This window comes from Citrobacter sp. Cm046 (assembly GCF_030333065.1).
GTDB classification, from domain to species: Bacteria; Pseudomonadota; Gammaproteobacteria; order Enterobacterales; family Enterobacteriaceae; genus Citrobacter; species Citrobacter murliniae.
In genome coordinates this window covers 136884-156987 of record NZ_JAOWGP010000042.1, presented here as the reverse complement: position 1 = coordinate 156987, position 20104 = coordinate 136884, and the positions used below count along the sequence as shown (strand labels likewise).

Here is a 20104-nt window from a genome sequence, read left to right as displayed (position 1 = left end):
AATGCTTATCACCTTTGTAGCCATTATTTCTTCTTTCTCTTCTTTACGCAATAGCCAAAAAGATACAATTCATTGATTTTAATATGTTTTATTTTCATTAAAAAATTATCGTTGTTGTTATATTATGATACTAAAATGAAACACTTCGTGGCTCTTGCTGCAAAACTGGCAGGCATTGGTGCCCTTTAGCCTCGAGTGTTTTCAATACTGACCAACCATTGGATGAATCATCAAGAGTAGAGACACCATGTCCGAGACTGGTACCGTCAGTTATCTGATTGAAAGAAAAATAATCTTTACACCAGCCACACAATACCTGGCGAGAGTGGACCAACCTGAGCAACAGATAAAGCTCAAGCAAACAGCATCTTTATGTCTTTTATTACTTATTGAAAATCAAGGAAAGGTTGTCTCACAGAACGAACTGTTGGAATTTGGCTGGGGTGAAAATCATCGTCAGGCGAGCTTCAATGCCTTCTACCAGAGCATTCTCTCGCTGCGTAAAAGTTTTCTTCAGTTAGAACTGGATCCGTCCTTTATCACAACAATAAAACGCAAGGGACTGATTATTAATGAAGAGATTAGGATTGAGGAGATAGAAACTCCGCAAATTCTCGCTTCAGTAGCAGAGGAGTCATGCGTTCTAAACGCTGATCTGACTGAATTCTCTGATGAGACACCGCATAAGCCGCTGATAACCAAAACAGAAACGATGCTCATCGCACTCACTATTATCATCTGTGGTTTGATACTGTACCCACGAACTGCCAGCGATGATTATTTTTCAGGCTATATCACCGCACAAAATAACCCTACTGATTGTCAGTATTATTTTAACCATGATGCCAGCAATTTCACCCGGCATACCTCTTTTATCGACAGAAACCCTGGGTTATGTCAGAGCAATAAATATATTTATATAACAACCTATCCTGAATCCAAAAAGTTGTCGGTGATCCTTTGCCGCTCCCCAATGCAGAGAGAGCAGAAAAATACTTGTCAGTCTATCTATTACCCACGGTACGATAGTTAATGAATATAAATATTCGCACTCCCCGACTCCGAATACAAACAGGTATTATCCTGCTACTTTGTGTCGTGGTTATTATTCTTACTGCGTTTTATCAGCATGGTAAAAATCATAACCATCTACATAATCTTGCCTGCCGGGCAACTATTGAAATAGTACGCAATACCGCCTCATTTCGTGGGGTCATTGATATCAAAACCGGGGATAGTAAAGGCATTGTGAATATTGATGGCATTATCAAAGATGCAACGAATAATGATCAAACCGTGCAACGAATGGTGCTCTTTACACACTCCAGTTATGGTTCAAGTCCGGTCTGGGTATCGCAGGAAATCCATATCTCAAATCGTGAAACAGCTCCCACCAGTATTATTCAGGAGCTCCTCCCCGATTTATTCCTGACCAACACAAGCATCTCCAATGTCGATCTATTCGCCATGAATAGTGAAACATATCTGATTACTAAAGAAGGGATCCCTTATCTTTACTGCCAGAATTACGCGTTGCCAGGAAATGAATAATGACTCAGCTTTCTGACGCCAGCTCCCCGGATATCGGTTTTATCGTCCGGTTCACGATGACCGGTTGACTCATCCTCGCATTGCGCTAAATCCCACGGATGAATCTCTGGGGTGGTCGGTGATAAGATACCCCATTCAGGCTGAGCCTAAGCTCGCCGTTACTGCCTTCAGGCTGCTTTCGATATAAAAATTTATGGGTTTATGTGAGTTTACAGGGGTTCACATGAAACGACCCAGGTACCCAAAAAGATTAAAAAAACGAGCTGAATCAATATGAAAGAGTCACTTGATACGGACTTCACCAATCACACCCCCATGATGCAGCAGTATCTCAAGCTGAAGGCTCAGCACCCGGAGATACTGCTGTTTTACCGCATGGGCGACTTTTACGAGCTGTTCTACGACGATGCAAAACGTGCGTCGCAACTGCTTGATATCTCGCTAACAAAACGCGGTGCGTCTGCAGGCGAGCCGATCCCGATGGCGGGTATTCCTCATCACGCGGTGGAAAACTACCTCGCCAAGCTGGTCAATCAGGGCGAGTCAGTCGCCATTTGCGAACAGATTGGTGATCCGGCCACCAGTAAAGGGCCGGTTGAACGCAAAGTTGTACGCATCGTAACGCCTGGCACTATCAGCGATGAAGCGCTGTTGCAGGAACGTCAGGACAACCTGCTGGCCGCCATCTGGCAGGACAGTAAAGGCTACGGCTACGCCACGCTGGACATTAGTTCTGGCCGTTTTCGCGTCAGTGAACCCGCCGACCGCGAGACCATGGCAGCTGAACTGCAACGAACCAATCCGGCGGAACTACTGTATGCCGAAGATTTTGCAGAAACATCACTGATCGAAGGTCGTCGCGGACTGCGTCGCCGTCCACTGTGGGAATTTGAGATAGACACCGCCCGCCAGCAGCTTAACTTGCAGTTTGGCACGCGGGATCTGATTGGCTTTGGCGTCGAGAACGCTCCGCGCGGGCTATGTGCCGCAGGCTGCCTGCTGCAATATGTAAAAGATACGCAGCGTACTTCTCTGCCGCATATTCGCTCCATCACCATGGAACGCCAGCAGGACAGCATCATTATGGATGCTGCTACTCGCCGTAATCTGGAGATTACCCAGAATCTGGCGGGAGGCGTAGAAAACACTCTGGCCTCAGTGCTCGACTGCACCGTCACCCCCATGGGCAGCCGTATGCTTAAACGCTGGCTGCATATGCCGGTACGCGACACTAACGTCCTGACTGAACGCCAGCAGACTATCGGTGCGCTCCAGGATGCCACAGCAGAGCTACAGCCAGTGCTGCGTCAGGTTGGTGACCTGGAACGTATTCTGGCCCGCCTGGCACTGCGCACCGCGCGTCCACGCGATCTCGCCCGTATGCGTCACGCCTTTCAACAATTACCGGAACTGCGCGCACAACTGGAGAGCGTTGATAGCGCTCCGGTACAGATGCTGCGCGAGAAAATGGGCGAATTCACCGAGCTGCGTGAACTGCTGGAACGCGCCGTGGTTGATGCACCGCCAGTGCTGGTCCGCGATGGCGGTGTCATCGCGCCAGGCTATAACGAAGAGCTGGACGAGTGGCGCGCACTGGCTGATGGGGCAACTGACTATCTGGACAGACTGGAGATCCGCGAGCGCGAACGAACCGGCCTGGACACGCTGAAGGTTGGATTTAATGCCGTACACGGTTACTACATTCAGATTAGCCGTGGGCAGAGCCATCTGGCCCCCATAAACTACGTGCGCCGCCAGACTCTGAAAAACGCCGAACGCTACATTATTCCTGAGCTCAAAGAGTATGAAGACAAAGTACTGACCTCAAAAGGCAAAGCACTGGCGCTGGAAAAACAGTTGTACGATGAACTGTTCGACATGCTGTTACCACATCTGGCTGATTTGCAGCAGAGCGCCAGCGCGCTGGCAGAGCTGGATGTTCTGGTCAACCTGGCCGAGCGTGCATATACGCTGAACTACACCTGCCCGACTTTCACCGATAAACCCGGAATTCGTATTACCGAAGGTCGTCATCCGGTGGTGGAACAGGTGCTGACAGAGCCGTTTATTGCCAACCCGTTAAGCCTTTCGCCTCAGCGTCGGATGTTGATCATCACCGGCCCGAATATGGGGGGTAAAAGTACCTATATGCGCCAGACTGCGCTGATTGCGTTGCTGGCCTATATCGGCAGCTATGTTCCGGCACAAAAGGTGGAGATCGGCCCAATCGACCGCATCTTTACCCGCGTGGGTGCTGCAGATGACCTGGCTTCCGGCCGTTCAACCTTTATGGTCGAGATGACTGAAACTGCCAACATCCTGCATAACGCCACCGAGAACAGCCTGGTTCTGATGGACGAGATTGGACGCGGTACGTCAACTTACGACGGCCTGTCACTGGCATGGGCATGTGCAGAAAATCTCGCTAATAAAATCAAAGCATTAACGTTATTCGCAACGCACTACTTCGAGCTGACACAGTTACCGGAGAAAATGGAAGGCGTTGCCAACGTGCATCTGGACGCGTTAGAACACGGTGATACCATCGCCTTTATGCATAGCGTACAGGATGGTGCAGCAAGTAAGAGCTACGGCCTGGCAGTGGCTGCACTGGCAGGTGTACCGAAAGACGTTATCAAACGTGCGCGACAAAAACTTCGCGAGCTGGAAAGTATTACACCAAATGCAGCCGCTACTCAGGTAGATGGTACGCAAATGTCGCTGCTTTCCGCTCCTGAAGAAACCTCTCCAGCCATCGAAGCTCTGGAAAATCTCGACCCGGATTCCCTGACGCCACGCCAGGCGCTGGAGTGGATCTATCGGTTGAAAAGCCTGGTTTAACAGGACGATGCCCTTATCAACCGGATGAGGCATTTACTCCTCCATCCGGTAATTGAGACTTCATACCTGCGCAGGTAAAAGAAAAAGGCCAGTCTCTCGACTGGCCTTTCTTGATAGAACTTTGCTTACTCGCGGAACAGCGCTTCGATATTCAGCCCCTGAGTCTGCAGGATTTCACGCAGACGACGCAGACCTTCAACCTGAATCTGGCGAACACGTTCACGGGTGAGACCAATTTCACGGCCCACATCTTCCAGTGTCGCAGCTTCATATCCCAGCAAACCGAAACGACGTGCCAGCACTTCACGCTGTTTGGCGTTCAGTTCGAACAGCCATTTGACGATGCTCTGTTTCATATCATCGTCTTGCGTGGTGTCTTCCGGACCGTTTTCCTTTTCATCGGCCAGAATATCCAGCAACGCTTTTTCGGAATCGCCACCCAGCGGGGTGTCTACCGAGGTAATGCGCTCGTTGAGTCGGAGCATACGGCTAACGTCATCAACCGGTTTATCCAGTTGTTCTGCAATCTCTTCTGCGCTCGGTTCGTGGTCCAGTTTATGCGACAACTCACGCGCGGTACGCAGATAGACGTTCAGCTCTTTTACAATGTGGATCGGCAGTCGGATAGTACGGGTTTGGTTCATAATCGCCCGTTCTATCGTCTGGCGGATCCACCAGGTTGCGTATGTTGAGAAGCGGAACCCGCGTTCCGGGTCAAACTTCTCGACGGCACGGATAAGCCCCAGATTGCCCTCTTCAATCAGATCCAGCAATGCCAGACCACGATTGCCATAACGACGGGCAATTTTAACCACCAGACGCAGGTTACTTTCAATCATGCGACGGCGAGAGGCAACATCTCCACGCAGTGCGCGACGCGCAAAATAAACTTCTTCTTCGGCTGTTAACAGTGGTGAATACCCAATCTCACCAAGGTAAAGCTGAGTCGCGTCCAACACACGCTGTGTGGCCCCTTGCGATAACAGCTCCTCTTCAGCCAGGTCGTTATCACTGGGTTCCTCTTCACTCAAGGCTTTTTCATCAAAAGCCTCTACTCCGTTCTCATCAAATTCCGCATCTTCATTTAAATCATGAACTTTCAGCGTATTCTGACTCATAAGGTGGCTCCTACCCGTGATCCCTAACGGAACTAGCAAGTGAAAGCCTGGTTCCGCCGAATTATCGCTGCGGTAAATAACGCAGCGGGTTTACGGATTTCCCCTTGTAACGAATTTCAAAATGCAATCGTGTTGAACTGGTTCCGGTACTACCCATGGTAGCTATTTTCTGCCCCGCCTTGATTTCTTGTTGTTCCCGGACCAGCATCGTATCGTTATGGGCGTAGGCGCTCAGGTAATCATCGTTATGTTTGATGATAATAAGATTACCGTAACCACGCAGTGCGTTACCGGCATATACGACGCGCCCATCTGCGGTCGCGACAATAGCCTGTCCCTTACTGCCTGCAATGTCGATCCCTTTATTGCCACCTTCGGTAGCCGCGAAGTTTTCGATCACTTTGCCGTCAGTCGGCCAGCGCCAGGTAGAGATTGGCGCGCTGGTAGATGTTGAGCTTGCAGTCGATTCGGTTGTGCTAACTGCTGGAGCCGTTACTGGCGCTGTGACAACTGTCCCAGCAGGCTTGTTGTTCGGCAACATTTTGTTAGCACTTTGTTCACCTGAATCCTCAGAATACGTAATTGTTGGTTTCGAAGCAACAGCAACGGTGGAATTTTGTGCAGGGTTGGTCACAACTCCTTGCTGTGCTGCATCCGCCTGAGTGATTGCATTACCACCGGTAATCGGTGCACCCGACGCGTTGCCCACTTGCAGAGTCTGCCCCACATTCAGGCCATACGGGGCCGGAACGTTATTTCGTTGTGCGAGGTCACGGAAATCGTTCCCGGTAATCCAGGCAATATAGAAAAGCGTGTCACCTTTCTTAACCGTATAAGTACTGCCGCCGGTATAACTACCTTTCGGAATGTTCCCATACTTACGATTGTACACAATACGACCGTTTTCCATCTGAACCGGTTGTTCCGCAACGGGTTGGATCTGTCCGGACTGAGTGACCGGACGCTGCACCGGTTGGATCTGTGGCGTTTGCTGTGCTGTCGCCGTTGTGCCCATTTTTGGTGGAGGCGTAATTAGCATGCCGGAGCTGGTGTTCGTTGAGCCGCCACCGCCAACAGAACTGACCGGCGCTGGTGGATTCGAGGTGTTAGAACAACCTGCCAGCCATAACGAAACCAGTGACAATGCCGCAATGCGGCGAACGGTAAATTTGTGGCTTCCCGCGCTCATTTATCCCCCAGGAAAATTTGGTTAAAACCCGTGACGTAATCACCGTGCAAAGCATCGGGCTGGACACTGGAAAACGTGACCACGATACGCTTACTAATTCCAGAATATCCAGGAAAACTCCAGGTATTCAGAACCTGTATCTACGCTAATTCCCCTTTCACTAAGGGAACAAAACGTACGGCCTCCACGGTGTCGATAATAAATTCGCCCCCCCGACGACGCACCCTTTTCAAAAACTGGTGCTCATCACCCACGGGTAGGACGAGAATGCCGCCTTCATCCAACTGCGTCATTAATGCTGTTGGGATCTCCGGCGGAGCTGCCGTCACAATAATAGCGTCAAATGGGGCTCGCGCTTGCCAGCCTTGCCATCCATCACCATGACGAGTCGAAACATTGTGTAAATCGAGCTGCTTCAGACGACGTCGCGCCTGCCATTGCAAACCTTTGATCCGCTCAACGGAACAAACATGCTGCACCAGATGCGCCAGAATTGCCGTCTGGTAACCAGAACCGGTACCAATTTCCAGCACCCGCGATTGTGGCGTTAACTCAAGAAGCTCGGTCATGCGGGCAACCATATAGGGCTGCGAAATCGTCTGCCCCTGGCCAATCGGCAGGGCGATGTTTTCCCAGGCCTTATGCTCAAACGCCTCATCAATGAATTTTTCACGCGGCACGGCAGCGAGCGCATCAAGGACATGCTCATCTCTGATGCCCTGCGCACGTAATTGTTCAAGAAGAGTGTGTACGCGTCTGCTTACCATTGCGTGTTAACTCCCACGCTGTCTAACCAGTCAGAAACGACCTCATGCGCACCGTAAGCGGTTAAATCGACATGCAGCGGAGTGACCGAGACATAGCCTTCATCTACGGCAGCAAAGTCCGTATCCGGCCCGGCATCGCATTTTTCTCCCGGCGGTCCAATCCAGTACAGCGTGTTACCACGCGGATCCTGCTGTGGAATCACTTGATCCGCCGGATGACGACTACCACAGCGAGTGACGCGAATGCCTTTAATCTGATCCAGCGGCAAATCCGGTACATTAATATTCAGAATGCGCCCGGTTCGCAGCGGTTCACGGCTCAGCGCCCGCAAAATACGACAAGTTACCGCCGCGGCAGTATCGTAATGTTTATGACCGTCAAGGGAGACGGCCAGCGCAGGGAATCCCAGGTGTCGCCCTTCCATTGCCGCAGCGACAGTCCCTGAATAGATAACATCATCGCCCAGATTAGGGCCTGCGTTAATCCCGGAAACCACAATATCCGGGCGCGGACGCATTAACGCGTTTACGCCCAGATATACGCAGTCAGTAGGTGTTCCCATTTGCACAGCGATATCGCCGTTATCAAAGGTAAAGGTGCGAAGCGAGGATTCCAGCGTCAGCGAGTTAGACGCGCCACTGCGGTTACGATCCGGGGCAACTACCTGTACATCAGCAAACTCACGCAGCGCTTTCGCCAGCGTTTGTATACCGGGTGCATGAACCCCATCATCGTTACTCAGCAATATACGCATAATCACCCATTGTGTTAATAAGTTCCCTTACAACACTGGTGGCGAAGCTACCTGCCGGTAGCCAGAAGCGCAACTCAACGGTTACATCATCCCACCAGTTCCAGCTTAATTGTTGTGGATACAGCAGCATAGCGCGACGCGATGCTTCAACTTTTTCACGTAATAACAAAGACTGCAGCGTGGTTTCATCAGCAATAGCAGCCTCTTCAAACGCCAGCGCATCGCGCTGAGTTCCCCACTCACCGCTGCCCGGTAATGCTGCTGTAATCATTAATTCTTTTTCATCGACACGACGCTGTAATTCAGCCTGTTCTTCCGCTGTCGCGACAAACCAACTTCCTCGTCCCGACAATTGTAGCGCATCGCCGTCAACAACTTGATTAAAGTCTGTTTTTTTCAACCGTTCGTTGACTATCTGATTAAACAACGCGCTGCGGGCTGCCGACAACCAAAAACTGCGTTTATTGCGATCGCGCACCGGAGCATCACTTTGTGCCCAGCGTAGCGCCCCTTGCAGGTTACTGCCGCCAATGCCAAAACGCTGCGCGCCAAAATAGTTCGGCACGCCGCGCTCGCTAATTGCCTGCAAACGCGCTTCAACGTCATCACGTGCGCTGACTTCGCGCAGAACCAACGTAAATGCGTTACCTTTCAAAGCGCCTAAACGCAGCTTACGCTTGTGGCGGGAGTACTCCAGCACTTTACAGCCTTCAAGCTCAAATTTGCTTAAATCAGGCATCGTATTGCCCGGCACGCGCGCGCACAGCCACTGTTCCGTGACTGCATGCTTATCTTTCTGCCCGGCAAAGCTCACTTCACGGGCATGGATTTTCAGGAATTTAGCCAGCGCGTCAGCCACAAAACGCGTGTTACAACCATTTTTCAGGATGCGAACCAGAACGTGCTCCCCTTCACCGTCCGGTTCGAAGCCTAAATCTTCGACAACCACAAAGTCTTCCGGATTTGCTTTCAGCACGCCACTGCCTTGTGGTTTACCGTGGAGATACGTCAGAGCGTCAAATTCAGTCATTTCGTTGCCTTTATGAGTAAGGCCACCGCTTCACAGGCAATCCCTTCCCCACGTCCGGTAAATCCGAGTTTTTCCGTGGTGGTCGCTTTCACGTTAACATCATCCATATGGCAGCCGAGATCTTCGGCAATAAATACACGCATTTGCGGAATGTGCGGCAGCATCTTCGGCGCCTGAGCAATAATAGTCACATCCACATTACCAAGGGTATATCCTTTGGCCTGAATACGGCGCCAGGCTTCACGCAATAATTCGCGGCTATCCGCCCCTTTAAAGGCCGGATCGGTATCCGGAAAGAGTTTACCAATATCACCTAACGCCGCTGCCCCTAAAAGGGCATCGGTCAGTGCATGGAGTGCAACATCCCCATCAGAATGCGCCAGCAACCCCTTTTCATACGGGATGCGCACACCACCAATGATAATTGGGCCGACGCCTCCAAAGGCGTGTACGTCAAAACCGTGTCCAATTCGCATTATGCATTCTCCAGATGGGTTGTTCGGGTCAGATAAAATTCGGCAAGCGCCAGATCTTCCGGGCGGGTGACTTTAATATTGTCAGCGCGCCCTTCGACCAGTTGCGGATGAAAACCACAATATTCCAGCGCCGAGGCCTCATCTGTAATGGTCGCGCCTTCATTTAGCGCCCGGATAAGGCAGTCGTGTAACAGCTCACGAGGAAAAAACTGCGGCGTCAACGCATGCCATAAATCAGTGCGATCTACCGTATGGGCGATGTCTGTTTTGCCCGGCTCCGCACGTTTCATCGTATCTCGCACCGGTGCGGCAAGGATACCGCCAGTACGGCTGGTTTCACTTATCGCCAGCAAACGGGATAAATCGTCCTGATGCAGACACGGCCTGGCAGCATCATGCACCAGTACCCATCGGGCTTCCCCGGCGGCTTGCAAACCGGCAAGAACCGAATCGGCGCGTTCATTACCGCCATCGACAACGGTGATTTGCGGATGTTGGGCCAGAAGAAGTTGGGCAAAGCGGCTGTCGCCAGGGTTGATGGCAATGACGACTCGCGTCACCCGGGGATGCGCGAGTAGCGCATGGACCGAGTGCTCAAGAATGGTTTTATTACCAATTGAAAGGTACTGCTTAGGACACTCTGTTTGCATTCGGCGGCCAAACCCGGCAGCCGGCACCACGGCGCAAACGTCCAATAAAGTGGCTGCCATGTTAGATCCCTGGATGGTTTATCGATTGTTTTGTCCTGCAGTCTGCGCGCGTTTAGACGCGTCAGGCACCAGACGATAAAACGTTTCGCCCGGCTTAGTCATACTGAGTTCGTTGCGTGCGCGCTCTTCAATCGCTTCCTGACCGCCATTGAGATCGTCAATTTCGGCAAAGAGCTGATCGTTACGCGCCTTAAGTTTCGCGTTTGTAGCTTGTTGCGCAGCCACATCATCGTTGACGCGGCTATAGTCATGTATGCCGTTCTTACCGAACCACAGCGAATACTGCAGCCAGACTAATAAAGCCAGCAACAGCAGCGTTAGTTTACCCATCCTGCCCCCTGAAAAACGGCATCAACATCCCATAATATCCGCAGACGACTTTACGTCCGCAGGTGGGAACGCCGCGACAACGCGGGCAAATGTACCACATTTGCCCGTTGTTACGTATACCCCGTGTAAGGAGAACATAATCTCATTGTTGGTTACGGTTTGAATTATGACCAGTCCGGCATATAGCCCCGGACGTCATTAAAAAGAAGGGAACCAGCCTAACCCAGTAGCCACATGAACAGCGCTCCGAACATCAGCCCAACCGCCAGCAGCGTAAAAGTGATGCTCAGCAGCAGTTTGCCCTTCACTAAAGAGTGTAGGGCAATACCCGCCACAATCGCGACGGGCAGTAGCGCCAGGAAAAAAGGCCAGGTATAAATAAAGAAAAACAGCGTGTTAGGACCATAAATTAGACAAGGGATCCCCAGAGCCATCATCCATGCCACAAAACCAACCACGGCCCCCGGTAATGACCAGGTGGTCTCGTCGTCGGTTTTGAAGGTATCTGACTCTGTAAAAGTAATGTTATGGCTATTACGCATATCTAATCCTGTGACCTTGACTGCCCGGGCAATACAAGTCCGGTGGTGTCTCAGGATCTGATAATATCTTGCTGCTTCAGCAGGTCTAATAATTGAGAGACCAAATTTGTTACCAATTGTTCACCATCCAGATGAATTTCAGGCGATTCAGGCGCTTCGTACACCGAGTCAATTCCGGTGAAATTGTGTAACTCCCCTGCACGCGCTTTTTTATACAGTCCTTTTGGATCGCGTAATTCACATATTTCCAGTGGCGTATCGACGAATACTTCAATAAAACGCCCATCGCCCACACGTTCACGCACCATGTGTCGCTCAGCACGGTGCGGGGAAATAAATGCGGTCAGCACCACCAGACCGGCGTCCACCATCAGATTAGCCACTTCCCCAACCCGGCGAATGTTTTCCTTACGATCGGCATCGCTAAAACCGAGATCGCTGCACAGACCGTGACGTACGTTATCGCCATCCAACAAATACGTGCTGACGCCTTGTTTATGCAAAGCCTCTTCCAGCGCCCCCGCCACCGTCGATTTACCGGAACCAGAAAGTCCGGTAAACCACAGCACAACACCACGATGTCCGTGGCGTTGCTCCCGCTGTTGCGGCGTAACAGGATGGGCATGCCAGACGACGTTTTCGTCATGCAGCGCCATTAGTTGCCTCCCAGCAAATCGCGCGCACCCCAGTGTGGGAAGTGACGGCGTACCAGTGCATTAAGTTCCAGTTCAAAGGCGCTAAACTGGGATGCAGTGACATGCTCCTGTTCGACAGGCTCACGTACCAGCCCGGCCCCAACGGTGACGTTGGTCAGACGGTCAATGATAATCAGGCCACCCGTAACCGGATTCTGCTGATAGGTATCCAGCACCAGCGGTTCATCAAAGGTCAGATCAACCAGACCAATACCGTTGAGCGGTAACGCATCAACTTCACGTTGAGTCAGATTGTTGATGTCGACCTGATACTGCACATTATCAACACGCGCACGCGTCTTTTTGCCCGCAACTTTGATGTCATAGCTCTGCCCAGGCGACAGCGGTTGTTCCGCCATCCACACGACATCCACAGCCGCACTTTGCACTGCCGGTAATGTTTCGCTGGCATCAAGCAGCAGATCGCCACGACTGATGTCGATCTCATCTTTCAGCACCAGAGTGATCGCTTCACCCGCATGAGCTTCCTGTAAGTCTCCATCGAACGTGACTATCCGCGCCACACTCGACTCAACGCCAGACGGCAGCACTTTAATCCGTTGTCCAACTTTTACGCTACCAGAGGCCAGCGTTCCGGCGTAGCCACGAAAATCGAGATTCGGTCGATTCACATACTGCACCGGGAAGCGCATCGGCTGGGTATCGACCACACGCTGGATTTCAACCGTTTCCAGAACTTCCAGCAACGTTGGGCCGCTGTACCATGGCATGCTGGCACTTTGCGAAGCCACGTTATCGCCTTCAAGCGCGGAAAGCGGCACGAAGCGGATATCCAGATTGCCCGGTAGCTGTTCAGCAAAAGTCAGATAGTCTTCGCGAATCCGGTTAAATGTCTCTTCGCGAAAGCCCACCAGATCCATTTTGTTGATTGCCACGACCAGATGCTTAATGCCAAGCAGCGTGGAGATAAAGCTGTGACGGCGAGTCTGATCCAGCACGCCTTTGCGCGCATCAATCAGCAAGATCGCCAGATCACAGGTAGACGCACCGGTCGCCATGTTGCGGGTGTACTGTTCGTGACCAGGGGTATCGGCAATGATAAATTTGCGCTTCTCGGTAGAAAAATAGCGGTAGGCCACATCGATAGTGATCCCCTGCTCACGCTCGGCTTGCAGGCCATCGACCAGCAGCGCCAGATCGAGCTTCTCGCCCTGAGTGCCATGACGTTTGCTGTCATTATGCAGCGACGAAAGCTGATCTTCGTAAATCTGACGCGTGTCATGTAGCAGACGCCCGATCAACGTACTTTTCCCATCATCCACGCTACCGCAGGTTAAAAAACGCAACAGACTTTTGTGTTGTTGGGCGACCATCCAGGCTTCAACGCCGCCTTCATTGGCAATTTGTTGTGCAAGTGTAGTGTTCATGGCGGCTCCTTAGAAATACCCCTGACGTTTCTTCAGCTCCATGGAGCCCGCCTGGTCGCGATCTATTACGCGCCCCTGACGTTCACTGGTGGTTGAGACCAGCATCTCTTCAATAATTTCCGGCAGCGTTTGCGCATTCGACTCCACGGCACCGGTTAGCGGCCAGCAGCCGAGCGTGCGAAAACGCACCATACGTTTTTTGATAACTTCGCCCGGCTGCAAATCGATCCTGTCGTCGTCAATCATCATCAGCATACCGTCACGTTCAAGGACCGGACGCTCCGCTGCCAGGTACAGCGGAACAATGTCGATATTCTCCAGCCAGATGTACTGCCAGATATCCTGCTCGGTCCAGTTAGAGAGCGGAAACACGCGAATACTCTCGCCTTTGTTTATCTGCCCGTTGTAGTTGTGCCACAGTTCCGGACGCTGGTTTTTTGGGTCCCAGCGATGAAAACGGTCACGAAAGGAGTAAATACGCTCTTTAGCGCGCGATTTCTCTTCATCACGACGAGCACCACCGAACGCGGCATCAAAACCGTATTTATTCAGAGCTTGCTTCAGCCCTTCGGTTTTCATGATGTCAGTATGCTTGGCGCTACCATGGACAAACGGGTTGATCCCCATTGCCACCCCTTCCGGGTTTTTATGCACCAGCAGTTCGCAACCATAAGCTTTCGCCGTACGGTCACGAAATTCATACATCTCGCTAAATTTCCAGCCGGTATCAACGTGAAGCAAAGGGAATGGCAGCGTGCCTGGATAAAACGCTTTGCGCGCCAGATGCAGCATTACGCTGGAGTCTTTGCCGATGGAATACATCATCACCGGATTAGAAAACTCGGCGGCCACCTCACGAATGATATGGATGCTTTCCGCTTCCAGTTGCCGCAGGTGGGTAAGTCGTTTTTGATCCATAACCGTTCCTATGTAATGCCGCTATTTTGCTAACGATACTCAGATAACTCGACTATAGGGAGCGCAGGGGAGCGAATGAAATTACGAATTGGAATGAGTAGTTCCTCAAAGGAATAACGATCTGGAAAAGCAAATATCAAAAAGTGCTTAAGCTACCGAATTTCGGGCATTTAGGAGCAAATGAAATTGTTTTACCGCGATCACGGTTTCATACTAGCGGTTAAAAATTTATGCTTGGTATTTAAGGACTCATTATGTTTTCCGCATTGCGCCACCTTCCTGCTGCCCTGGCGCTCGGCGTATGCTTTATCCTTCCCGCACAGGCAACATCCGAGAAACCCGGAGTTATCGCTAATACTCAGGCTCGATATATAGCAACGTTCTTTCCTGGGCGCATGACTGGTTCTCCCGCCGAAATGTTGTCCGCTGATTATTTGCGTCAGCAATTTGAACAGATGGGATACCGCAGTGATATTCGGACATTTAATAGCCGCTATGTTTATACCGCCAAAAATAATCGTAAAAACTGGCATAACATAACGGGAAGCACCGTAATAGCAGCGCATGAAGGCAAAGCGCCACAGCAGATTATTATTATGGCGCACCTCGATACCTATGCCCCACAAAGCGATGCCGATTCCGATGCCAATCTGGGTGGTTTAACCTTGCAGGGAATCGACGACAACGCCGCAGGTCTGGGCGTCATGCTGGAGCTGGCAGAAAAACTAAAAAATGTACCGACGCAATACGGCATTCGCTTTATCGCCACCAGCGGTGAGGAAGAAGGCAAGCTCGGTGCGGAGAACGTGCTCAAACGCATGAGCGCAGCAGAAAAGAAAAATACGCTGTTGGTCATTAACCTCGATAACCTTATCGTCGGCGATAAGCTCTATTTCAACAGTGGACAAAAAACCCCCGAAGCGGTACGAAAACTCACACGCGATCGGGCGCTGGCTATCGCCCACAGCCGGGGCATTACCGCCAGCACCAATCCGGGTATGAACAAGGACTATCCGAAGGGAACAGGATGTTGTAACGATGCGGAGGTTTTCGACAAAGCGGGAATTTCTGTGCTCTCCGTTGAAGCAACAAACTGGAATCTGGGCAAAAAAGACGGCTATCAGCAGCGGGCCAAAAGCGCCTCATTCCCCGCCGGCAACAGCTGGCATGATATACGGCTGGATAACCAACAGCATATCGATAAAGTGCTACCTGGCCGTATTGAACACCGTAGCCGCGACGTAGTACGCATTATGTTGCCGTTGGTGAAAGAGCTGGCGAAAGCGGGTTAATACACAAAATTAATGCCCGGTAGCGGATAGAGCTTACCGGGCCTTTTACCACTTCAACCTTCGTGCAGGCCACACTCGCGTTTAAGCCCGAAGAAACGCGTCTCTTCTTCTGCCATGCCCGGTTCCCATTTACGGGTAGTATGGGTATCGCCCACCGAGAGGTAGCCCTGATCCCACAATGGATGATATTTCAGCCCGTGTTGCTGCAGGTACTGGTACACCGTCCGGTTGTCCCAGTCGATAATCGGTAGCAGTTTAAATACCCCGCGCTGAATGGCCAGCACCGGTAAATGCGCGCGGCTTCCGGACTGTTCACGACGCAGACCTGCAAACCAGGTTTGCGCATTCAGCTCTTTCAGCGCACGGTTCATCGGTTCAACTTTGTTGATGTCATTGTATTTCTCAATGCCCTCAACGCCCTGCTCCCACAGTTTGCCGTAGCGCGCCTCCTGCCAGGCAGCGCTCTCCTTAGCCCGATAGACCTGCAAATTAAGCTTGAGCTTGTCTGTTAACTCGTCAATGAATTGATAGGTTTCCGGGAACAGATAACCGGTATCGGTGAGGATCACCGGAATATCCGGACGGATCTGATTCACCAGATGCAAGCTGACCGCCGCCTGAATACCAAAGCTTGATGAAAGCACATACTCGCCAGGCAGGTTTTCCAGCGCCCACGCCACTCGCTCTTGCGCGCTTAGTTTTTCCAGTTGGCTGTTGGTTTCCGCCAACGCCATGACACGCTCAACTTTTGGTAGCGCGTTCAATGCGTTTAGATCGAGTTCGGACATCGTTACCTCACTTATTGCCTGATGGTGCTGCGCATCTCAGGCCTACAATCGTGCAGTAGGCCGGATAAGACATTCATGCCGCCATCCGGCAATTTCACATTATTCCCAGAGATCCCGAGCGGGATCGAGCACCGGGCGAATAATGCCCGCACGCACCGTAAAGTCTCCGAATCCTTCACCCGCTTCGCGTTCTTTCACCCAGCGCCCAATCAGTTCATCCATCAATGCCAGAATTTCCGGCTCGGTGATATTCTCTTTGAACATGCGTGGAATGCGCGTACCGATACGGTTTCCGCCCAGATGCAGGTTGTAACGCCCTGGCGCTTTCCCCACCAGCCCAACTTCCGCCAGCATCGCGCGTCCGCAACCGTTCGGGCAGCCTGTTACACGCATTACAATATGTTCATCACTCACGCCATGCTTCGCCATCAGCGTGTCGATGTTATCAATAAACGTCGGCAGGAAGCGTTCAGCTTCAGCCATCGCCAGCGGGCAGGTCGGGAACGACACGCAAGCCATCGAGTTTTCACGTTGCGGGGTAACAGCATTCATCAGGCCGCTGTCACGCGCTATCTTTTCAATCTTCGCTTTCTGATTGTCCGGCACACCGGCAATGATCAGGTTCTGGTTCGCCGTAATACGGAACTCACCTTTGTGGATCTTCGAGATTTCCAGTAGTCCCGTTTTCAGCGGACGTCCAGGATAATCCAGAATACGACCATTCTCGATAAACAGCGTCAGGTGCCATTTATTATCGATACCCTTCACCCATCCAATACGATCGCCGCGCCCCGTAAATTCATACGGGCGAATCGGTTCGAATTTGATACCTGCACGACGCTCGACTTCCGCTTTGAAGGTCTCCACGCCCACGCGTTCCAGCGTGTATTTCGTTTTGGCATTTTTACGGTCGGTACGGTTGCCCCAGTCGCGCTGAGTCGTGACCACCGCTTCCGCCACCGCTAAAGTATGTTCCAGCGGCAGATAGCCAAATTCACTGGCTGTACGCGCATAGGTTTTCTTGTTGCCGTGCTCAATAGAAAGCCCGCCACCGACCAGAAGGTTAAAGCCCACCAGTTTGCCGTTTTCTGCGACCGCCACAAAGTTCATATCGTTAGCATGCAGATCGATATCGTTTTGCGGTGGGATCACCACCGTGGTTTTGAACTTACGCGGCAGATAGGTTTGCCCCAAAATCGGCTCTTCATCGGTCGTTGCGACTTTTTCCTGATCGAGCCAGATCTCCGCATAAGCGCGAGTGCGCGGTAGCAAATGTTCAGAGATCTTTTTCGCCCACTCGTAAGCTTCCGCGTGTAGCTCAGACTCATACGGGTTGGAGGTGCACAACACGTTACGGTTCATGTCGTTGGCGGTCGCCAGTGCGTCCAGCCCGACCGAATGCAGCATCTGATGCACCGGTTTGACATTCTTTTTCAGAATACCGTGGAACTGGAAGGTCTGGCGGTTAGTCAGACGAATGCTGCCGTAAATGGTGTTGTCGTGGGCAAACTTATCGATCGCCTGCCACTGTTTGGTGGTGATAACACCGCCCGGCAGGCGGCAGCGCAGCAGCATCGCGTGACGCGGCTCCAGCTTCTGCTCGGCGCGTTCGGCGCGAATATCGCGGTCATCCTGCTGGTACATCCCGTGAAAACGGATCAGCAGAAAGTTATCACCTTTGAAACCACCGGTGAGACCGTCATTTAAATCTTCGGCAATGGTGCCACGCAGATAGTTGCTTTCCAGCTTCATACGTTCAGCGTCGGACAGCTTACCTTCGACCACCAGTGGTCCTGGATGTTTTTCACTCATTAGTAGACATCTCGCTGATAACGGCGCTCAACGCGCAGCTCACTTAAAAATTCATCTGCCGCTTCGGTATCCATACCACCGAATTCGGCAATCACTTCCAGCAAAGCCTGCTCAACATCTTTCGCCATGCGATTGGCGTCGCCGCAGACATAAATGTGCGCACCGTCATTAATCCAGCGCCACAGTTCCGCACCTTGTTGGCGCAGTTTATCTTGTACGTAGACTTTTTCTTTTTGGTCACGAGACCAGGCGAGATCGATACGGCTCAGCACACCCTCTTTGACGTAGCGCTGCCATTCCACCTGATACAGGAAATCTTCAGTAAAGTGCGGGTTGCCAAAGAACAACCAGTTTTTGCCCGACGCTTCATCAGCAGCGCGTTGCTGCATAAAAGCGCGGAACGGCGCAATGCCAGTGCCAGGACCAATCATAATCACCGGCGTTTCAGGGTTAGCTGGCAGACGGAAGTTGTCGTTATGTTCAATGAACACACGCACTTCACCTTCTTCTTCAACGCGATCGGCGAGGAAGCTGGAAGCACCACCAGCACGCGCGCGGCCTTCAACTTCAAAACGCACAGCACCAACGGTGACATGCACTTCGCTTTCCACCTCTGCCTGTGAGGACGCAATGGAGTACAACCGAGGTGTCAGCGGACGCAACAGACCCGTTAACGCGTTAGCGTCCAGTTGTGCCGGAGAGAAGCGCAGCATATCGACAATCGGAGTCGTCGCCGCGTAATGTTGTAATTGCGCTTTATCGCCTACCAGCGGCAGTAATGTTTCACTGCGCGTTAAGCTGGCGTAATTCTCCACGATATTGGCTGTGTTAACCGTCAGTTCGAAATGCCACTGTAAGGCTTCAGTGAGCGGTATTAATTTCCCATCAACCGTGACAGGTTCATCACCTTTCAGCCATAACAGTTCTACGATCTCTTTCACTAAGGCTGGATCGTTTTGATACCAGACTCCTAAGGCATCGCCCGGCTGATAACGCAGACCCGAATCGCCAAGATCGATTTCAATATGGCGTACATCTTTTTCAGAGTCACGTCCGGTAATTTTCTGGTTCACAGAAAGGGAAGCACTGAGCGGCGCCTCTTTGGTATACGGACTGGTATGCACCTCGTTCACAGCACCACTTGCTGCGGTCTGGACAGAAGATGCAGCGGGGGCACGAGCCTTCAGCACATCAACCAGACGAGCACGCCATTCTGCCGCCGCGGTCTGGTATTCAACATCCGCATCCACACGATCGAGCAAACGTTCACCGCCAAGCTCCGCCAGTTTGCTATCGAAGTCTTTTCCAGACTGGCAGAAAAACTCGTAAGAGGTATCTCCGAGACCAAAAACAGCAAAGGCGGTGTTTTCAAGCTTCGGCGCTTTTTTAGAGAACAGGAACTTATGCAGCGCCACCGCTTCTTCCGCTGGTTCACCTTCCCCCTGAGTCGATGCCACCACAACCAGCAATTTTTCGTTAGCGATTTGTTTGAACTTATAGTCGCCGGCATTGATCAGGGTGACATTGAGTTTCGCGGCGAGCAGATCGTCGCGCAGAGCTTCCGCCACACGGCGGGCATTGCCGGTCTGTGAAGCGGAAATAAGCGTGATCCCCGGAACGTCAACGACAGGCGCAGGTGAAGCAACATTTGCGCCCGGCTGCTGATTCAGCACGCCCCAGAAATAGCCAGAAACCCACGCAAGCTGCGAGGGCGAGAGATCGTTCGTGGCCGCCTGAAGGCGTGCCAGTTGCTCCGGGTTTAGCGGAAGCAAAGCAGAAGGTGGGGCCTGTGTCGTCATGCGTTGTCATGTTCCAGTAAGCAAAGCGGATTTCAGCAATAAAACCCAAACTGAAGATAAGGTTAACGGTGGTGATAGTCACAACTAAAGAAGTGATGGAAAT

Annotated in this window: 19 protein-coding genes; 4 read left to right on the top strand and 15 right to left on the bottom strand. The window is 51.8% G+C overall.

Annotated elements, in window-relative coordinates; all coding sequences use genetic code 11:
- Positions 1-247 precede the first annotated feature (247 nt).
- The 3 genes from OGX98_RS14975 (at position 248) to mutS (ending at position 4392) form a co-directional block, all read left to right on the top strand.
- Positions 248-1033, top strand: a complete 786-nt coding sequence (locus OGX98_RS14975) for a winged helix-turn-helix domain-containing protein (RefSeq protein ID WP_048220668.1) — start codon at positions 248-250, stop codon at positions 1031-1033.
- Positions 1033-1551 (top strand): hypothetical protein, encoded by a 519-nt coding sequence (locus OGX98_RS14970; RefSeq protein WP_045446774.1) that lies wholly within the window; start codon positions 1033-1035, stop codon positions 1549-1551. Before OGX98_RS14975 ends, OGX98_RS14970 begins: the two co-directional genes overlap by 1 nt.
- Before the next feature lie 273 nt (positions 1552-1824).
- On the top strand, positions 1825-4392 hold the full coding sequence (mutS, locus tag OGX98_RS14965) for a DNA mismatch repair protein MutS (RefSeq protein ID WP_045446776.1): 2568 nt from the start codon (positions 1825-1827) through the stop codon (positions 4390-4392).
- A 125-nt stretch (positions 4393-4517) separates the two neighbouring features.
- Here the strand turns inward: mutS and rpoS are convergent, their stop codons facing one another.
- From rpoS to cysD, 12 genes are all read right to left on the bottom strand, one after another.
- A complete protein-coding gene (rpoS, locus tag OGX98_RS14960) occupies positions 4518-5510 on the bottom strand; it encodes an RNA polymerase sigma factor RpoS (RefSeq protein WP_000081498.1) in 993 nt (330 codons plus the stop codon).
- A 61-nt stretch (positions 5511-5571) separates the two neighbouring features.
- The gene (nlpD, locus tag OGX98_RS14955) at positions 5572-6654 is read right to left on the bottom strand and encodes a murein hydrolase activator NlpD (RefSeq protein WP_223307009.1); all 1083 of its coding nucleotides are present in this window, start codon (positions 6652-6654) and stop codon (positions 5572-5574) included.
- 185 nt (positions 6655-6839) lie between these two features.
- Complete coding sequence (gene pcm / locus OGX98_RS14950; RefSeq protein ID WP_045446783.1) at positions 6840-7466, bottom strand: protein-L-isoaspartate O-methyltransferase; 627 nt, start codon at positions 7464-7466, stop codon at positions 6840-6842.
- The gene (gene surE, locus OGX98_RS14945; protein WP_045446786.1) at positions 7460-8221 is read right to left on the bottom strand and encodes a 5'/3'-nucleotidase SurE; all 762 of its coding nucleotides are present in this window, start codon (positions 8219-8221) and stop codon (positions 7460-7462) included. Before surE ends, pcm begins: the two co-directional genes overlap by 7 nt.
- Positions 8202-9251, bottom strand: coding sequence for a tRNA pseudouridine(13) synthase TruD (gene truD, locus OGX98_RS14940; RefSeq protein WP_045446790.1), 1050 nt, complete (start codon positions 9249-9251; stop codon positions 8202-8204). Before truD ends, surE begins: the two co-directional genes overlap by 20 nt.
- Positions 9248-9727 carry a 2-C-methyl-D-erythritol 2,4-cyclodiphosphate synthase gene (ispF, locus tag OGX98_RS14935; RefSeq protein WP_003034167.1) on the bottom strand — a complete coding sequence of 160 codons (480 nt, stop codon included), beginning with the start codon at positions 9725-9727 and terminating at the stop codon, positions 9248-9250. Before ispF ends, truD begins: the two co-directional genes overlap by 4 nt.
- Positions 9727-10437, bottom strand: a complete 711-nt coding sequence (gene ispD / locus OGX98_RS14930; RefSeq protein ID WP_048220667.1) for a 2-C-methyl-D-erythritol 4-phosphate cytidylyltransferase — start codon at positions 10435-10437, stop codon at positions 9727-9729. The genes ispF and ispD overlap by 1 nt, the downstream gene beginning before the upstream one ends.
- A gap of 18 nt (positions 10438-10455) precedes the next feature.
- Positions 10456-10767, bottom strand: coding sequence for a cell division protein FtsB (ftsB, locus tag OGX98_RS14925; RefSeq protein ID WP_003034163.1), 312 nt, complete (start codon positions 10765-10767; stop codon positions 10456-10458).
- Between the two features lie 218 nt (positions 10768-10985).
- Entirely contained in the window at positions 10986-11309 is a 324-nt protein-coding gene (locus OGX98_RS14920) for a DUF3561 family protein (protein WP_045446796.1), read from the bottom strand.
- A 50-nt stretch (positions 11310-11359) separates the two neighbouring features.
- Entirely contained in the window at positions 11360-11965 is a 606-nt protein-coding gene (gene cysC, locus OGX98_RS14915) for an adenylyl-sulfate kinase (protein WP_045446799.1), read from the bottom strand.
- Positions 11965-13392 (bottom strand): sulfate adenylyltransferase subunit CysN, encoded by a 1428-nt coding sequence (gene cysN / locus OGX98_RS14910; protein WP_045446802.1) that lies wholly within the window; start codon positions 13390-13392, stop codon positions 11965-11967. The genes cysC and cysN overlap by 1 nt, the downstream gene beginning before the upstream one ends.
- Before the next feature lie 9 nt (positions 13393-13401).
- Entirely contained in the window at positions 13402-14310 is a 909-nt protein-coding gene (gene cysD / locus OGX98_RS14905) for a sulfate adenylyltransferase subunit CysD (RefSeq protein WP_003034152.1), read from the bottom strand.
- 254 nt (positions 14311-14564) lie between these two features.
- Here cysD and OGX98_RS14900 point away from each other — a divergent pair, with 254 nt between their 5' ends.
- Positions 14565-15602, top strand: coding sequence for an aminopeptidase (locus OGX98_RS14900; RefSeq protein WP_045446805.1), 1038 nt, complete (start codon positions 14565-14567; stop codon positions 15600-15602).
- 53 nt (positions 15603-15655) lie between these two features.
- Here the strand turns inward: OGX98_RS14900 and cysH are convergent, their stop codons facing one another.
- The 3 genes from cysH to cysJ form a co-directional block, all read right to left on the bottom strand.
- Positions 15656-16390 carry a phosphoadenosine phosphosulfate reductase gene (cysH, locus tag OGX98_RS14895; RefSeq protein WP_048220666.1) on the bottom strand — a complete coding sequence of 245 codons (735 nt, stop codon included), beginning with the start codon at positions 16388-16390 and terminating at the stop codon, positions 15656-15658.
- 99 nt (positions 16391-16489) lie between these two features.
- Complete coding sequence (gene cysI / locus OGX98_RS14890; protein WP_048220665.1) at positions 16490-18202, bottom strand: assimilatory sulfite reductase (NADPH) hemoprotein subunit; 1713 nt, start codon at positions 18200-18202, stop codon at positions 16490-16492.
- Positions 18202-20001 carry an NADPH-dependent assimilatory sulfite reductase flavoprotein subunit gene (gene cysJ, locus OGX98_RS14885; RefSeq protein ID WP_048220663.1) on the bottom strand — a complete coding sequence of 600 codons (1800 nt, stop codon included), beginning with the start codon at positions 19999-20001 and terminating at the stop codon, positions 18202-18204. The genes cysI and cysJ overlap by 1 nt, the downstream gene beginning before the upstream one ends.
- Positions 20002-20104 lie beyond the last annotated feature (103 nt).

Bases quoted from the DNA above. Each gene is read 5' to 3' on its own strand.
- OGX98_RS14975 (WP_048220668.1), top strand. From the start codon at position 248: ATGTCCGAGACTGGTACCGTCAGTTATCTGATTGAAAGAAAAATAATC.
- pcm (WP_045446783.1), bottom strand. From the start codon at position 7,466: ATGGTAAGCAGACGCGTACACACTCTTCTTGAACAATTACGTGCGCAG.
- cysC (WP_045446799.1), bottom strand. From the start codon at position 11,965: ATGGCGCTGCATGACGAAAACGTCGTCTGGCATGCCCATCCTGTTACG.
- cysH (WP_048220666.1), bottom strand. From the start codon at position 16,390: ATGTCCGAACTCGATCTAAACGCATTGAACGCGCTACCAAAAGTTGAG.
- cysI (WP_048220665.1), bottom strand. From the start codon at position 18,202: ATGAGTGAAAAACATCCAGGACCACTGGTGGTCGAAGGTAAGCTGTCC.
- cysD (WP_003034152.1), bottom strand. From the start codon at position 14,310: ATGGATCAAAAACGACTTACCCACCTGCGGCAACTGGAAGCGGAAAGC.
- ispF (WP_003034167.1), bottom strand. From the start codon at position 9,727: ATGCGAATTGGACACGGTTTTGACGTACACGCCTTTGGAGGCGTCGGC.
- ftsB (WP_003034163.1), bottom strand. From the start codon at position 10,767: ATGGGTAAACTAACGCTGCTGTTGCTGGCTTTATTAGTCTGGCTGCAG.
- mutS (WP_045446776.1), top strand. From the start codon at position 1,825: ATGAAAGAGTCACTTGATACGGACTTCACCAATCACACCCCCATGATG.
- surE (WP_045446786.1), bottom strand. From the start codon at position 8,221: ATGCGTATATTGCTGAGTAACGATGATGGGGTTCATGCACCCGGTATA.
- cysJ (WP_048220663.1), bottom strand. From the start codon at position 20,001: ATGACGACACAGGCCCCACCTTCTGCTTTGCTTCCGCTAAACCCGGAG.
- rpoS (WP_000081498.1), bottom strand. From the start codon at position 5,510: ATGAGTCAGAATACGCTGAAAGTTCATGATTTAAATGAAGATGCGGAA.
- ispD (WP_048220667.1), bottom strand. From the start codon at position 10,437: ATGGCAGCCACTTTATTGGACGTTTGCGCCGTGGTGCCGGCTGCCGGG.
- OGX98_RS14970 (WP_045446774.1), top strand. From the start codon at position 1,033: ATGAATATAAATATTCGCACTCCCCGACTCCGAATACAAACAGGTATT.
- truD (WP_045446790.1), bottom strand. From the start codon at position 9,251: ATGACTGAATTTGACGCTCTGACGTATCTCCACGGTAAACCACAAGGC.
- cysN (WP_045446802.1), bottom strand. From the start codon at position 13,392: ATGAACACTACACTTGCACAACAAATTGCCAATGAAGGCGGCGTTGAA.
- OGX98_RS14900 (WP_045446805.1), top strand. From the start codon at position 14,565: ATGTTTTCCGCATTGCGCCACCTTCCTGCTGCCCTGGCGCTCGGCGTA.
- OGX98_RS14920 (WP_045446796.1), bottom strand. From the start codon at position 11,309: ATGCGTAATAGCCATAACATTACTTTTACAGAGTCAGATACCTTCAAA.